Annotated in this window: 10 protein-coding genes, 1 tRNA gene and 1 pseudogene; 2 read left to right on the top strand and 10 right to left on the bottom strand. The window is 47.4% G+C overall.

Annotation, left to right across the window (positions count from 1 at the left end):
* Positions 1-38 precede the first annotated feature (38 nt).
* From CCZ37_RS05100 to CCZ37_RS05075, 6 genes are all read right to left on the bottom strand, one after another.
* Positions 39-3,488 (bottom strand): hypothetical protein, encoded by a 3,450-nt coding sequence (locus CCZ37_RS05100; RefSeq protein ID WP_094499925.1) that lies wholly within the window; start codon positions 3,486-3,488, stop codon positions 39-41.
* A gap of 64 nt (positions 3,489-3,552) precedes the next feature.
* Entirely contained in the window at positions 3,553-4,539 is a 987-nt protein-coding gene (locus CCZ37_RS05095) for an ABC transporter ATP-binding protein (RefSeq protein WP_094499924.1), read from the bottom strand.
* Between the two features lie 11 nt (positions 4,540-4,550).
* Entirely contained in the window at positions 4,551-5,504 is a 954-nt protein-coding gene (locus CCZ37_RS05090) for an ABC transporter ATP-binding protein (protein WP_094499923.1), read from the bottom strand.
* Positions 5,501-6,493, bottom strand: a complete 993-nt coding sequence (locus CCZ37_RS05085) for an ABC transporter permease (RefSeq protein ID WP_010319053.1) — start codon at positions 6,491-6,493, stop codon at positions 5,501-5,503. Before CCZ37_RS05085 ends, CCZ37_RS05090 begins: the two co-directional genes overlap by 4 nt.
* Before the next feature lie 8 nt (positions 6,494-6,501).
* Positions 6,502-7,476 (bottom strand): ABC transporter permease, encoded by a 975-nt coding sequence (locus CCZ37_RS05080; protein ID WP_010319054.1) that lies wholly within the window; start codon positions 7,474-7,476, stop codon positions 6,502-6,504.
* Between the two features lie 67 nt (positions 7,477-7,543).
* A complete protein-coding gene (locus CCZ37_RS05075) occupies positions 7,544-9,181 on the bottom strand; it encodes an ABC transporter substrate-binding protein (RefSeq protein ID WP_094499922.1) in 1,638 nt (545 codons plus the stop codon).
* 452 nt (positions 9,182-9,633) lie between these two features.
* Here CCZ37_RS05075 and CCZ37_RS05070 point away from each other — a divergent pair, with 452 nt between their 5' ends.
* Positions 9,634-10,407, top strand: a complete 774-nt coding sequence (locus tag CCZ37_RS05070; protein ID WP_094499921.1) for a type 2 periplasmic-binding domain-containing protein — start codon at positions 9,634-9,636, stop codon at positions 10,405-10,407.
* Positions 10,408-10,622: 215 nt separating this feature from the next.
* Here CCZ37_RS05070 and CCZ37_RS05065 read toward each other — a convergent pair.
* The 4 genes and pseudogenes from CCZ37_RS05065 to CCZ37_RS05050 form a co-directional block, all read right to left on the bottom strand.
* A pseudogene (locus tag CCZ37_RS05065) lies at positions 10,623-11,107 on the bottom strand (integrase arm-type DNA-binding domain-containing protein); the annotation flags it as partial.
* 319 nt (positions 11,108-11,426) lie between these two features.
* A tRNA-Ser gene (locus CCZ37_RS05060) sits at positions 11,427-11,514 on the bottom strand.
* A 168-nt stretch (positions 11,515-11,682) separates the two neighbouring features.
* Positions 11,683-12,132, bottom strand: coding sequence for an L-alanine exporter AlaE (locus CCZ37_RS05055; RefSeq protein WP_094499920.1), 450 nt, complete (start codon positions 12,130-12,132; stop codon positions 11,683-11,685).
* A 237-nt stretch (positions 12,133-12,369) separates the two neighbouring features.
* Positions 12,370-14,793: a hybrid sensor histidine kinase/response regulator gene (locus tag CCZ37_RS05050; RefSeq protein ID WP_208613931.1), complete on the bottom strand. Its 2,424-nt coding sequence runs from the start codon at positions 14,791-14,793 to the stop codon at positions 12,370-12,372.
* Between the two features lie 161 nt (positions 14,794-14,954).
* Between CCZ37_RS05050 and CCZ37_RS05045 the strand changes: the two genes are divergently transcribed.
* On the top strand, positions 14,955-15,536 hold the full coding sequence (locus CCZ37_RS05045; RefSeq protein ID WP_019283300.1) for a UPF0149 family protein: 582 nt from the start codon (positions 14,955-14,957) through the stop codon (positions 15,534-15,536).
* Positions 15,537-15,557: the final 21 nt, after the last annotated feature.

The following is a 15,557-nucleotide window of genomic DNA, read 5'->3' as shown; positions in this document are numbered from 1 at the left end:
ATGAGGCCATCGTTTTTTCAGCTTGATTGACTTAGCAATTAACCGCGATACAGCATCGACTCTGGCAAACTCACCACCACTTTTTCCACTTCACCCGTGCGAGCAAAAATCGCTTGGCTGATGCGCTCATCGAGCTCAAGTTGCTCAAACAACTGCACGCTGTCGTCACTCATCATCACTTCAATATGCCCTTTATCCTGCTCGCTGAGCTGGTAAATAAACGGCACTTGGCAGTAAGTGAAGGCTAACTGACCGGCTTCCACCACGTAGCTGCGTTTTTCACCCGAGACGCTCAAACAGCTAAAGGGGGTTGCTTGAATGAGGAACTCTTGCTTTCTCAATAGCGTTGGCTGAAGACCAATGCGCTGCACGTTAACCTCAATACCGAGCTCGGCAAAGCGGGTCAGCACTTCCTCTTTCACTTGGCCCGTCATGCCAGGCTGCTGAGCGCCAGCGTGTTTTGGCGTATGCGAGTATGGGTCGGTTGGGAACGCGCCGTAATTTTGTGGCGTTTTGTTAAAACCAATACCCTGACGAACGCGGTAGTAGTAGTGCGCCAACTGCTTAGTCTCTTCGCTGTTTGCATCTTGCTCCCAAGCGTGTTGGTAGTTCTCTTGTACCGCCAGCAGCAGCTTTGAAACCATGTGCCAGTAGATGCAGCCCAAGCCTTCGTAACCAAACATAGTGCCAGAGCGACCAGTAAAGGCGCGATGGTTGAACACTTGCTCGTAAAGCGCATCCAGCTCGTCCCACTGCTCTTTGCCAAGCTCAGGATAATCTGCTTTCACCTGTGCGACCGCCTTGCGCAGCCCATCGACATTTTCAAACGCAGCGTGGAAATGGCAATCGCCTTGGATATCACGCTGCACAATGCGCTGATCGCCCTTGGCTAGCATCTCGCTAATGACACGAGTTGCTTCAACTTGTGCAGGCGCGATGCGATTGCGCTCAACAAACGCGGGCAACTGGCGATCTGGATAGAGCATAAAGCTTTGCTGATCGTCACGGTACATTTCGCTGCTAAACAGTTTGTCTAACAACTCAACGGCTTGTTTCGGTGTCAGCACGCCCGCGCTCAATACCGCCACTTGCCCTTCCAGCATTGGGTAGAGATTTTCGATATTTAAGCTTTCACCCGAGTAAGTCAGGATGTTATAGGCATTGTACAAACCGTCTTCACGCAAGTTGTTCTCGATGCTGGCATCAAGCACCACAAGGCTGGTTTCCAGCAGTTTCTCTAGCGCGCTTTTCTCTACTTTGGTTTTGCCTGAGAAACCGTTCATGCGGTAAACGCGCTGTCTATAGTCGTCAGCCGATTTTTCGAGCAGGGTCAAAGTCGCTTTGCGTGTTTGACGGTTCACCGTGCCTTGGCGGATCTCTTTGGTCGCGTCTTGCAAAATACGGGTGATGGCGAGCATCCAATCAAACACTTCTTTCGACATCGAGACCGATGACGGCAGTTCGCTCATCAATCCCTGCAAGAAGGCCACATAACGACGCATGTAGTACAAAGTCACCATCGAGAGGCCATTGCCGACAATCGCGTTGTTGGCATCGTTCCATTCCGGGCGCTGAGTGTTAAGCCAAATCCCCCCATCCAGCACCAAATTACTCAGTTTCGACAGCAAAGGCACCAGCACTTTTTCGCACAAGTTCACCATGTAAACGCTGCCTTCGCCTTCGAGGATCAAACGGCCATCACTGCCCAGTTGCGCGACTTTTTCTTCGATACGCTGTTGCAGTTCGTGATTAAACGCCACCGTGTCTTTTGGATTGGTGAACAACTTGTCCACGCCACACAGTTCGTACGGCACATTGGCGTAGCTAAATAGATCGCCAGTGAGCAACTCCTTGAGCTCTTCACGTTGATATTTCTTCGCCAACTCGAGGAACTTCAGCAAATAGATGATCTGGTGATCGCCCCAGTAACCGATGTTGCTCCAAGGGTCATCCGCTTCAAGCAGTTCCCAGTCGATGCCCTCTTTGGTAATGCGATAGGGGTTGTAGCCATCCATGGTCGAGGCGTTAACAAACTTCGCCATGAATGAAGAGATGAACCCCGGATAGCTCAGCGCCAGCGCTTCCCAGTTTTGGAAAATATCGCGCCAGTTGCCTTGGTAAGAGAGTAAACGCTCACCTTTTTCATCTTTGAGTTTGATTTCGTAGTGGTTCCACGGGCGGCTTGGGTCACCATGGCGACGGCCAAAGGTTAATGGCAAGTATTCGTAGCTCAAACGCAGCAACTGTGCATCGCCAGTGAGCTTTGCCAGACGAACTAATTCTGCATGAGTGAAGCTCTCAGGCAGGTCGGCAAAGAAGGTTCGCTGGCGTGCCACCACCTGTTGGTTGGTTTTGCGCATGGTTTTCAGCACATCTTGTTTGTCGAGTTGGTAGTTGTTTTCAATCACGCCGCCGCGCATGCTGTTGAACAGCACGTTAGCGTAGTGGTGCACAAACGTGGTTTCCTCTGCGGTCACTTGCCAAGCATCCCCGCCCGACATCAGGGCAATCAGCTCTTGCTGATTTTGCGCGATGCTCGCCTCGATCTGCTGTTCCACATTGGCTGGCGTCGCAAGCTGCTGCTCTAAAGCGCGCACATCACAATGATTTTTGTCGATATCGGCGACAATCAGCCAGTGCTTGCTCTGCCCTGCTGGCAGCTTGATGGTTTTGTTGATCAAGTAGCTGCCGCGCACGCCACGCGTCAATGGCTCATTGGCAATCGGTTCACCACAACGGAAAGCACCTAACTGTTCGCTGCTGAGCAAAATCTGCCCGTAGTCGTTATCGATGCTAAACACCGTGGTCGCTAACAGTGATTCGGCAGGCTCTGCGCGGTCACTTAACTTGGCATACATGGTGTAGAGCGCCAGTGAAGTGCCTGCAACTTGCTCATTCCACTTGTAGGCATCCACCAAGGCACTGCGTGTTTGCAACGCTACCAATGGCGCGCCCGATGGCAATAGGTTTTGTAAACCGTCGAGAATATCGAGTTCACGCTCTTGGCCAGCGAGATCGCTAATTTGCGCGCGGCGCACAAAGCCAAATTCTTCGCTGCTGGCCCAAGTGTATTGGAATTTCAACTTTAACGTGTGGTTAAGCTCTTCAAAAACGATTTTGTCACCAATGCTGTTTTTGTAGAGATTGCGCTCGACTTGGTACAAGCCATCGTGGAAACGGTTGAACGGTTCCCACAGTACCCAACGGCCATCTTGCTGCACACGGACAATAGTTTTTGAGCCAGTGTTTTCCGCACTTTCATGGATATGATCCACCGACTTGTAGGGAAAAAGGGCATTTTCAGGACGAATGCGCCCCGCCGACAAACTGCCTGTTGAGGAGATAAACAGCCAATGATCGCTGGACGAAACCACACTAATGAAAAATGGGGCCATTTTATCTAGGTTGGCGATTTTGTAGTAACGCTCGCCAAGTAAATCAACAAAAGAACCTGTGACCGTTTGATTTTTAACCTGTGTAAGATTCATAATTTCATTCCGACTAAAAGAAAGCGCTTTCTCTTTGCGCTTTTTTAAATAGAGAAGCTAACCATCACCCAGCCAGGTGATGGCAACGAGCAAAGTGGTTTTCTGCAATTTGGGTGGCTTCTGGCAGCGAACGCGTACACAATTCGGTGGCTTTCAAGCAACGAGCCACAAATGGGCAGCCAACACTGCTGGGTTTCCACAGTGGAATCTCGCCTTTTTTCGCTTGCAGTTCCCGTCGCCCCGCTCTGCCGACTTCCGGCACTGCCGAAAGCAGCAACTGCGAATACGGATGCTGCGGGTTTTGCGTCACACTATCACTGTCACCCCACTCCACCATATGGCCGACGTACATCACCGCGGTTTTTTCTGCAAAGTAACGCGCGGTTGCTATGTCGTGGGTAATGTACATAAATGAGATGCCGTGTTTGTCTTTCAGATCCGCCATCAAGTTCAAAATGCCTAAACGGACCGACACATCCAGCATCGAGATCGGCTCATCGGCCAAAATCACTTCCGGGTCAACAGCGATGGCACGCGCAATCGCGACGCGCTGACGCTGACCGCCGCTGAGCTCGTGCGGGTATTTTTCCGCCGTCTCTTTGGCTGGCGACAGACCCACCAGCTCAAGCAGTTCAAACACCAGTTTGGGAATAGCGGCGTTATCGGCTCGTTTGTGGATCTGCAACGGACGCGCAATGTGGTGATAGATGGTGTGCACCGGATTGAGTGAGCCAAAGGGGTCTTGGAAAATCATCTGCACTTGGCGTGCGTATTCCAACTCACCATTTTCTTTGATGTAATCAGCCAGCGGTTGGCCTTTGAAGCTGACTTCCCCTGCGGTTTTATCGTAGATGCGGGTTAAAATACGTGCTCCGGTACTTTTACCGGAGCCCGACTCACCAACAATCGCCAACGCTTCGCCTTTGCGCAGTTCAAACGACACGTCGTTCACCGCGCGCATCAGATTACTTTTCACCGATTGACCCAGAGGAAAATCTTTCACCAGATTCTTAACCGAAAGAATCACCTCAGGTGTGTTTACTTGTTGCATATTTCCCCCAACTACGCTGAATGACAAGAGACTAAGCTGCCGTTGCCGACACGTTTGAGATGTGGATCTTGCTGCTTACATACAGATGCACACACTCCGCAACGCTCTTGGAAATTACATCCTGTTGGGATGTTGAGCAGATTGACCGGGTTACCCGGAATACCGTAAAGACGCTCTTTTGGCCCGTGAATGGTCGGGAATGACGAGATCAATCCTTTGGTATAAGGGTGCTGCGGATTGCCAAACACTTGCTGCGCTTCACCCAGCTCAATCAGGTTGCCGGCGTACATCACGCCAATGCGGTCAGCGATTTCACCCATCAGACTCAAATCGTGACTGATGAACAGAATCGAGAAGCCAAACTTGCTCTTGAGTTCGTACAGCTCGTTGAGGATTTCACGCTCAACCACCACATCCAGCGCCGTGGTTGGCTCATCCATGATGATCAGTTTGGGCTCAAGGGCGAGTGCCACCGCAATCACCACACGCTGTCTCATCCCGCCGCTCAACTGATGCGGAAAGCTGCTCATACGATCGCCATGAATACCAACGATTTTCAGCAATTCTACCGCTCGCTCATGGGCTTGTGTGTAAGGCACTTTACGGTGCGCCAAAATCACATCCGTCAGTTGCTCGCCAATGGTGATCACCGGGTTGAGCGAGTTCATCGCGCTTTGGAACACCACCGAAACATCGTTCCAACGGAAATCGCGCAGTTGGCGATCGTTCATCTTCAGCACGTCTTGTCCTTTGTAGAGGATTTCCCCCTCCGAGATCAGCGCTGGTGCTTTATGCAGACGCGAGATGGCAAACGCTAAGGTGCTTTTACCACAGCCCGATTCGCCAGCCAGTCCGAGCGTTTCACCAGGTGCGATGGAAAGACTAACGTTATTCACTGCGCGCGCCACGCCATTGGGTGAGACGTAATCTACGCACAAGTTATTGATTTCAAGTAACTGACTCATAGTAGGCCTCGACGTTTATCGGCTTGCTTTTTCAATTGATGCCACAGTTTGATGTGTGGGCCAGTGCGCAGTTTCGGATTACTCACTTGGTCGATCGACATGTTGATCAGCGCCAATGCGCCGCCGGTAATAGCCAGTGCCGACGCTGGTACCAGCATCTCCCACCATGCGCCAGTGTAGAGAGACGAGGAGGTTTGCGCCCAGTAAAGCATTGAGCCCCAGCTCACCTCGGTTGCGTCACCTAAGCCAAGAATACCTAGGCCCGCTTCCGCGCCCATGGCGTAAATCACGGTGCCCAAGAAGCCACCGAATACGATGGAAACAAGGTTTGGCAGGATCTCCACTAAGAGGATGCGAATTTTTGACTCGCCCATTACTTCCGCCGAAATGATGAACTCTTTATTGCGAATCGCCATGGTTTGCGAGCGGATGACCCGAGCGCCCCAAGGCCACGACGTTATTCCGAGCAAAACGGTGATCACCAAGGATCCCACCTGACCAAGAAAGGCGGCGAGCACAATCAGCAAGGGCAGTTGTGGGAACACCAGAAAGACGTTGGTCAGAAAGTTAAGGCGCTCATCAATTTTGCCGCCAAAGTAGCCGGATGAAACACCAATGATCACCGCTAGGCTCATGGCAATGACACCCGCAGCGATGGCTACGGTGAGTGATTTGCGCGCGCCATGCAGCACTTGGCTGTAAACATCGCGGCCACTGCGCGTGGTACCAAGCACGTATTCTGCATTTGGCGCGACGTGCGGGCGAGCCACGCGTTTTTCTGGGTTGTGCGTCGCCAATACTGGCGCAAACAGCGCACCGCAGAGGATGATAGTCAGTAACAAACCACCAATAATCCCTGGCGGGTTGCCATAGAAAAATGCGTAAATTTTACCTAGTGTTTTTTTGGTCTTTTTCCACGAGAAACGAGGCTCACGAGCGATCATTTCAACGGGTTCGGACGCTTTATTAGTATTGATTGTCTTGTCCATGGTACACCTTAATTTGAAATGCGGGGGTCAAGCCAGACGTAGAGCAGATCGGCAATAAAGTTCGCCGTTAAAACTGCCGTCACGAGAATCAACAAGATGGCTTGGATCAGCGGGTAGTCACGCGCAACAATCCCTTTCAGCAGAATGTTGCCCAGCCCTTGGTAGTTGAATACTACTTCAGTCATGATAGAACCAGCGAAGGAGAAACCGATCGCCATGGCAATTGCGGTCGCCACTGGCAAAATCGCGTTGCGGCCAGCATAGCGATACATCACGCGGAAACTGCTCAATCCTTTCGCTTCGGCCATGGTGACGTAATCTTCACCGAGCACGTTGATCATCGCGTTGCGCATGTTAAACACCCACGTCGCGATGCCGACCACCACCATCGAACCCACTGGAAGCACCGCGTGTTTCGCTACGCTGCCAATAAATTCCAGGTTAAAGCCCGGTTCTAACGCTGGGTCGTAGGTGTACGCCAGCGGCAGCAATTCCAACTTCAACCCAAAGAAGTAGAACAGCAGCAGCGCGGTGACGACATAAGGGAAGTTACTAATGAAGGCCAACACCGGTGGCACCACTTGGCCAAACAGTCCTTCACGACGATAAGACGCATAGGTACCAATGCTGACACCGATGATCAATGCGACAATCAAAGAGCCCAGCGCAAGAAACATGGTCCATGGCAGCGCCATGGCAATCACATCCGATACGCTTACAGGGAACATCAGTACCGAAGGGCCAAGCTCAAGCGTAAACACGCTTTTCATGTAAGCCAGATACTGCTCGAACAGGTTGCCATCGACAAAACCATACATCTCACGAACTGCGTCCATCTGAGCCGGATCCATTCGACCTTGGGCTGCCGCAAACAGAGCATCCACCGGATCTCCAGGCATCAAGCGCGGCAACATAAAGTTGAATGAAATCGCAATCAGGAAGGCAGTAAAATAAAAGCCAAAACGGCGAAGTAAAAACGACATAACACACCTTTTAACCTAGGAGCCACCACCGTGGCGGTGACTCCTAACAATTGAAAACACAAACCACTTATTTCAGGTGTAAGTTGTTGAGGATGATCACTCGCTTACCGCCGTCATACCACACTGGCTGTACATATGGGTTTTCTGCATTTGGCCAACCAACAATCTTCTTGGTGCTGTATTGGAACCAAGTTGGGTTAGAGAACAGAGGAATAAATGGTAGGTTTTCTGCGGTGTATTTCTGCAATTGAGAAAGGATTGCTTCTTGCTTTTTCGCATCGCCGATTTTGCCGAAGCTTTCAATCAACTTGTCGATCTCTGGCGAGTTCACACCGTGGCCCGCGTGCCATGTTTTGCCGATACGCGATGTCGAGAAATACTCTTGGTAGGCCAAAATTGGGTTGGTGGCGACCATCGACCAGTTGATCGACATGGTGTACTTGCTCTCTTTCAAGTTAGCGTCATACACCGCCCAGTCCACGGTTTTCACGTTGGCTTTGATGCCGATTTCGTCAAAGTATTCCGTGACCATCTGCACCACTTGGATCCAGTCGGTCCAGCCATTCACCACTTCGATATCAAACTGAACCGTTGAGCCATCTTTGTTGTCACGTAAACCATCACCATTGCGATCCACAATGCCCGCTTCTTCTAGCAACTGTTTCGCTTTCTCTGGGTTATATTGGGTCAAATAACCATATTTTTGCGCAATCTTAGGGTCGATATGCGTTTTGTACAGCTCACCAATGCCGCCAACGTTGTAGTTTGGCGTTGGGTAGCCATAAGCAGCGATATCGACAATCTCTTGGCGATCCAAAGCCATTGACAATGCCTGACGCACACGCAAGTCATCAAAAGGCGCTTTCTTGGTGTTGACGTATAGGTGAATCGCATCGTTGGCTGGGTACCAGAAGTGGTTGTTGGCTTTATCTTGCGCGACAAACGTCGATTCCACATCCGCAATGAAGTTTGATCCCCAGTCGATTTCTCCTTTGATCAACGCTGGTTGAATTTGCGAGTTGTCGTTGTAAGAGCGGAAGTTGACGCAATCAAGATATGGACGACCTTCAAGGTAGTAGTTCGGGTTACGGCACAATTCCATTTGTTGCGGTTTAACGTATTTCACCACCGTCATCGGGCCGCTACCCACTGGATTTGGGTTGGTAAAGGTGGTTAAGTCTGCCACTTTTGACCAGATGTGCTTAGGAACAATGTGGTAACGCTCTAGGTTCCAAACGAAGGTAGAGTCCGCTTCATTCAGGTTAAATACCACCGTTGTGGCGTCTTTGGCAGTGATGGTTTGCAGGTTCTTAGCAGACCAAATCCCTTTTTGGTCAAACGCTGGCGCGTCTTTGGTGAGCATAAAGCTATAGACCACGTCGTCTGCCGTGAGCGGTGAGCCATCAGACCATTTCAAGCCGTCACGCAGTGTCAGAGTGAGGGTTTTCAAGTCGTCCGAGTAAGCAACCGATTTTGCCAAACGGAAATCCGTTTTCCCCGTCATGTTATTGAATACCAACAGAGATTCAAACATCACTCCGTGCAACAGATCTTTAGTGGTATATGGGTTGAAGTTATCAACAAACCCCGTGTTGATGATTGGCACTGTCAACGTACCGCCTTGTTTAACCTCAGCCGCAGTGGTCGCGGTTGCAGTTAACATAAGGCCGGCAGCGAGAGTAGCGAGCAGAGTTTTCTTTTGCATCACATTATCCTTGTTTTAGTTACACCCCATGAAAGCGATTTCTTATTATTTTTCGATGCACTTCCCATTGTGCGTACAATAACGGTTTTATTGATGGCAAAACGAGAAAGAAAGCGCTTTCTTTTTATGGATTCTTCCCCTTTGCAGGCAACTATTCAAATGGAGATGGATAAAACCGACCAGAGATCACAGATTCAGTTAACTCATACTTATCAATAAGTTAACATCACCCCCCGTTAAGCTAAAATAATAGAAGTCATTAAAATCAATTGGTTACAACATAAAAACAGTCATGAATTTTGTGACATAACAAACGTTTATTCTCCGATAAGAGTGTGAATCATCATGGCTGTCCATTTTTTGAACAATTCTCCATACAATTAAGAAAGCGCTTTCTTGTTTAAATATTCTGTGAAATGATAAGGTTAGATTACAAGTTGGAGTTACTTACTATGCTCAATTTCTGGAATGGTAACAAATCATGGATACGACAAGAGCACGAACTCGATGTGCTGCGTGCGGTCCTGCAAGCACAGCAACTGCCTTGTGACATCGTCCATGATGCCACGGACTATCCTCTCGCCTCCGATGAAGCCAGCATTTTTACATTCGGTACCGATCTCACTACCACGGTCGCCGGCAACCGTAAATTTGCCAAAGGAACATACCTGATGGTGCCTCACGCCATTTGCGGCGGCATCTTGGGTTGCCGTGTCTTGATTGTACGCCGTAGTGAACAAGATCAGTTTACTCACTTATCGCTCTCTGAGTTGCAACAGCGAATCGCTGGCATTCCCGGCACTTGGGCAGACGCCGAACTCTTGCGGCAAAATGGTTTTCAGGTCTTGGAACGTGGCACACTGGCACAACAGTTTTTACTGCTACAAGAAGGGTTGTGTGATTTTATCCCGCTCGGTATCAACGAAGCACAGAGCCTGCTAGATGAGTATCCACATGAGACGGCTAGGCTCGCCATAGAGCCGAGCCTGATGCTTTTCTACCCTTTGCCTATCGTCTTTTATGTGAATCCGAGCCAAGCCAAACTGCAAAAATACCTTGAGCAAGGGTTACAAAAACTCGAACAACATGGAGTGTTAGAGCACATCTACCGCAAACATTACGGCTCTGCGGTTCACCATATTTCTCCAAAAACACGAAAAGTATTTCGCTTAGTTAACTCTCAGTTACCTGAAGAGTGGCATGATTTCGCACCCGTGTATCTTTGAAATTAGCTCACCGACTCTTCGAAGGCCACAAAAACGCACTTAGTCTCCGATGCGGCTTTGGGACCAGTAACAGAAAGTGAAATTTCTTATGCACAACAACTTCTCGGCTCTGCGCCAGATACCAAACTCGTTGGTCATTAGCTCTATTGTCAGTAGTTAATGTCCGTTACTAGCGTCATGTTTTACATAAATTGATTAAGAAACACTTCTTAATCCCGTTTTTCGACAGGACGAAGAGCTGCAATCGCAATCGGTGCGGAAATCTTAGTGACTGGAATCGACCCCAGTTTTGGAAATGCGTAAAGTTCAAGCTTGCGCCAATTACCCAGAAGTGTCTTTTCTTTGATTCTCCCCTCTTTCGTCGCTTTCCATTGTTCAGCAACAAACTGGAAAATCGCATTTTGCTCGAGAATCGCTTGGGCTTTTTGTTCTTCTCTCGTTAACTGAGGACGATGCCTTCTGCACGCATCTTTCTTGACTCTAAGGCTTTATCTCGCGCTTCCGCCAAACTCATATCTGGGTAAGTGCCGACAGACAGGTAAGTCACTTTATCTTGTCCTGGCCTTGTATAGCGAAACTGCCAAGATCTCGAATTATTGAGCCGTAGACAAAAGTACAAATTACCTCCATCCGATAATCGATAAACCTTGTCCTTAGGTTTTGCGCTTTGTACCTGTCTTACCGTCAATTTATAGGCCATCATCTATCCCTCAAGTAAGACCTGAACAACGCCGAAGAACCTCAAAATCATGGTATTACTTACACCCAACATTGTTAAATAAAAACAAAGACATCATGATTTAATATCAGCATAAGAAAGGGCAAAAAGTAATACTCACATCAGAAAAACGCCTTTGTATTGCTTTGGGTATTACTTGAAACAATGGATTTGGCTAGACGAATACGGAAGAATACGGAAGAATACGGAAGAATACGGAAGAATACGGGCTATAATTTATTGATTTTAAGAAGTTTTAAATAAGAAAAAAGACGCCCTAAGACGTCTTTTTTCAATAAGATGGCGGTGAGCAAGAGATTCGAACTCTCGATACGTTGCCGTATACACACTTTCCAGGCGTGCTCCTTAAGCCACTCGGACAACTCACCAAATTATATTGTGGTTAGCGCATTTGGCTAACGAGGCGCTAATTTAATGATTCTATAGGATTAGGTCAAGCCAAAATAATAAAAAAGCCCACCACTTTGGTTCGTTTGACTACTTATTGACTTATTTGATGAAATTCAATACAAGCCTTTCTTCAGTGAGTGTCACGATTAGGCGCTACGATGATAGCCAGGGACACGGAACCAACGGCGGCACATATCTAAAAAATAGCCATAGAGAACACCCATTCCACACGACACAATGGCATTGCTTGATACTGCAGTTATGATCTGCTCTGTCGATGCGCCTACAGCCCATAGAATGGCGGCATAGACAGGAGATTGAAATAGAACGTAAGCAACCAAATCCGAGACATTCTTCATTAAGCCAGTCTCAGACCATTGACGTCCCTGGCGCAGAATAAAGTCACGAAATACGCCATAAGGCCATGCTATTGCGATATTAACTGGGATAGACAGTGTACGTGATGCTAGCGACTGCTCGAAAGTCATTCCTGAGATAAAAATTTCAATGAGCATTCCTGAGATAAAGCAAAAAACAACCATTGCGAATGTGTCCGCCGCAGCATGACGAATACAAAATGGGCCACGAGCTTTCATTACTTCCCTCTACACAATAGATATAACTAGCCAATACACCAATAAGCGGTACAGATACCTAGAAAACAGCATTAAGATAGATGATGAGGGAATTAGAACATATATTTTGTAGATTTAGTGACCAAATTCAACTGACTTAGGTAAATTTATAACCAATTTTAAATTGCAAACTAGAATCTAACGCTATTCTTTAAATTTTTGTTACAACGCATTCTTGCTAAATCTCAAAATGGTTATTTAATTGCAAAAATCGGTAAGCAACACCGTTAGCAGATCGACTTGTTGCTGTGTAGGTAAGTTCTGCTTTTCTAAGCTCGTTTTGGTGTCGAGTAACACTTGATGAATATGAGTGTTTTCAATCTCCGGCAACTGCTGTATCAAACGTTGAATCATGGCTAATGCAAGTTCTATATTTTGATTTTCTACGGCCATATAAAACGTCACTAATGATTCCTCTGCAGAGCCTATCTTTAGCGGCATCGAGGACTCTGGATGATATTGATACAGTTTTTCGACAAATTGGAAAAGAGCATCATCTAATTCATTGTCATCAATGGGTTTGGTGACAATATAATCAGCGCCGGCCGACAGCATTCGCTCACGTGTTTCTTTGAAAACATCAGCAGTACAACCAAAAATGAGCACATTACGTTGCTCCCCAACTAAGATCCGAATCGCAGACACCGCTTCTACACCATCCATTACGGGCATATGGTTATCCATCAATATCAGGTCATAATTCCCGCCAACAACCGCTTGAATTGCCAATTCACCATTCTCAACACAATCGCATGTAAACCCTTTATTCTTCATAAAGGTTTCGATGATGATAGAGTTGGTCCGGTTATCTTCCACGATAAGGGCTTTCAGCCCTTGGTAATTAAGCTTGCGGTGTGGCTTGACTTCAATGGTCCCAGGCGCCGTTGTTTCTATCGCCAGCATAACGTGAAAACTGGTACCAATTCCTAACTCACTGGTTACCGTGACTGTCCCATCCATTAGCTCTACAATTTGTTTTACAATCGCTAAGCCCAACCCCGTTCCACCAAAACGCCTTGTCGTCGATGATTCGGCCTGCTCAAATGGGCGGAATATTTTTTCCTGAGCCTCTTTTGCTATACCAATCCCTGAATCTCGTACACGAATAGAAAGATACCGTTTATCTTCCATCTGCTGCTCTTTTAGAGTCACTTCGACAAAGCCGTGAGAGGTAAACTTGACCGCATTATTCAGTAAATTAAACAGAATCTGTCTCAATCGTGCTTTATCTGAGTAATACCAGCGATCGTGAACAATATCGCTGTAAATCCTAAACTGCAGTCCTTTTTCATTGCATAAGGTATGGTAAACACTGTTAATACTACCAATCAGTGAATCCAAGGGGAAACGGGTGTTATCAAGTTCTAATCGCCCTTGTTCAATCTTGGAGAAATCGAGAATTTCGTTAAGCAGCACCATCATGTGCTCACCCGATTCATACAAACTATTGAGGTGTTGTCTCTGCTCTGGGGAAAGCTCTGTTTTCAATAAGATTTGCGCGGTTCCTAAAACACCATTCATTGGAGTTCTGATTTCGTGTGACAGGGTCGCTAAGAAGGCACTTTTGGCTTGAGTCGAAGCTTGAGCTTTCACTTTTTCCGCTTCAAGATAAACGGTTTTTTGGTTAAAGGAATCGATAAGCTGGCGGATCTCATCTTGGCTTCGATACGGCATATCAATAATACCGCCTTGTTTAGAATCACTCACTTTTTTGGCGATGATGGTAATCGGTTTGATCACATATTGATTGATCAAGTAATAACCGATCATAACGCAAACTAAAAGGATTGGAATGATACTCCGTTCGATATTCATCACCAGATCAAACACTTCGTCATTCACTAACCGATGGGCATTAATAACATCAACTCGCCATTCAAAATCACCAAAACCGAAATGACTTACGTTAGCTTCTTCACGTATTATAAAATTATGTTCAGTGATCAGGGATCCCCCCGAATCACTTAAGGATACGCCAAGGTTATAAAGCTCCGCTTGACTGGCAATAAATGTGGCTAACCCCGCCAATGACAGATCGACTGTTGCTACTCCAGCAAATTCACCGTTAACGTAATAGGGCGATGAAGCCGTGATCATTTGAACATGCGTGTACGCATCTACATAGACTTCTGACCATGCAACACTACCAACAGGCTTCTCTTTTACTGCGTTGTACCACTCTTCGTTATCGTAGCCATGTGCTTCTGGATTGTTCCAAGAGTGTAGTTTGTCGACTTGACCATCAGCGGCTCGGTTATAAAACAGACCACTGTATCGCTGCGATGCATTAATACTATAGGGTTTCGGCCATAGTCCACCACTGACGACAACATCATCAAGTATAGTGAACAGCGAATAGAGCATTCTGTCTTGCTCAGCTTGGTTGGCTGCAGCTTGTCCAAGGCTCACTATGCTTTGGAGCACGCCAATAGAACGATTGAGAGGTTCGCGGATTTGAGCTGATAGTACTTCCGCACGAAGATCTAAATTCTGATTTAATTCAGCTCGTAGTGGCGCTTCGACCACCCAATAAGTGACGCTACCTGTGATCGCAATAAAAAAGCAGAGATACAAAGCAAGAGCGATAATGCTCTTTCTCTTCAATGAAATAAGTGCTCTCATAAATCCTTTCAACTTTTTCTTTTGTGCAAATTATAGTGAACAATCTTAGCGAGCAATATGTTGATTGTTGTAAAACCTCACTAAAGCCAACAAATTATCAGCAAAATTCGCACATCGCATCGCTTTAACGTTAAAATGAACGCAAATACACTCGGCAACTGATGGGATCTGCTGTGAATTTACAAGAACTCCTTACCCAACCCGAACTAGAAGATAAATTGCTTAATGAGGCCAAAACTCAAGGTTTTGTCGCATCCATGGCGTCAGCGCCTAACTTGCTCCCACCAGAGGAATGGCTCCCTTTTCTATGGGGAGGAGAAGAGATCGCGCCATTTAGCGAAGGCAAACAGCTAGAAACCTATTTCCAACTGATCGTTGAAATGTGGAATGACTATCGCCCTGCTTTGCTCGAAAATCAATGGAGCTGGCCTGTGGGTTGCTCACTCGATGAACAAGAAATAGTGACTGAACGTGTCCGTGATTTTTGTGAAGGTTTTCTTCAAGGTTGGCAACTTACGCGTGATGATTGGGAAACGTTAATGCCTGAAGATAGCCAAGACAATGCGCTACTTGGGGGCGTACTCCTTTCGCTGAGTATGCTTTATGATCCGGAGACGTCCTTGGCAACACTTTCCCAACAAGGTATGCAAGGACTCGACCAGTTTGAAGAAATCTATCAGGCCATACCGGTGATGTTGTGTGGCTTAACGCAACGCGGCGCTCAGTTGGCGCTAGAGCAATAACTGTGTTTTTGAATAGTTTTA

Origin of the sequence: Vibrio qinghaiensis (assembly GCF_002257545.1) — a bacterium.
Taxonomy (GTDB): Bacteria; Pseudomonadota; Gammaproteobacteria; order Enterobacterales; family Vibrionaceae; genus Vibrio; species Vibrio ordalii.
This window is presented reverse-complemented; position numbering and strand designations above follow the sequence as displayed.

Coding starts and splice junctions, on each gene's coding strand:
- CCZ37_RS05055 (WP_094499920.1), bottom strand. CDS start 12,132: ATGAAAGCTCGTGGCCCATTTTGTATTCGTCATGCTGCGGCGGACACA.
- CCZ37_RS05045 (WP_019283300.1), top strand. CDS start 14,955: ATGGGATCTGCTGTGAATTTACAAGAACTCCTTACCCAACCCGAACTA.
- CCZ37_RS05075 (WP_094499922.1), bottom strand. CDS start 9,181: ATGCAAAAGAAAACTCTGCTCGCTACTCTCGCTGCCGGCCTTATGTTA.
- CCZ37_RS05085 (WP_010319053.1), bottom strand. CDS start 6,493: ATGGACAAGACAATCAATACTAATAAAGCGTCCGAACCCGTTGAAATG.
- CCZ37_RS05050 (WP_208613931.1), bottom strand. CDS start 14,793: ATGAGAGCACTTATTTCATTGAAGAGAAAGAGCATTATCGCTCTTGCT.
- CCZ37_RS05095 (WP_094499924.1), bottom strand. CDS start 4,539: ATGCAACAAGTAAACACACCTGAGGTGATTCTTTCGGTTAAGAATCTG.
- CCZ37_RS05100 (WP_094499925.1), bottom strand. CDS start 3,488: ATGAATCTTACACAGGTTAAAAATCAAACGGTCACAGGTTCTTTTGTT.
- CCZ37_RS05090 (WP_094499923.1), bottom strand. CDS start 5,504: ATGAGTCAGTTACTTGAAATCAATAACTTGTGCGTAGATTACGTCTCA.
- CCZ37_RS05080 (WP_010319054.1), bottom strand. CDS start 7,476: ATGTCGTTTTTACTTCGCCGTTTTGGCTTTTATTTTACTGCCTTCCTG.
- CCZ37_RS05070 (WP_094499921.1), top strand. CDS start 9,634: ATGCTCAATTTCTGGAATGGTAACAAATCATGGATACGACAAGAGCAC.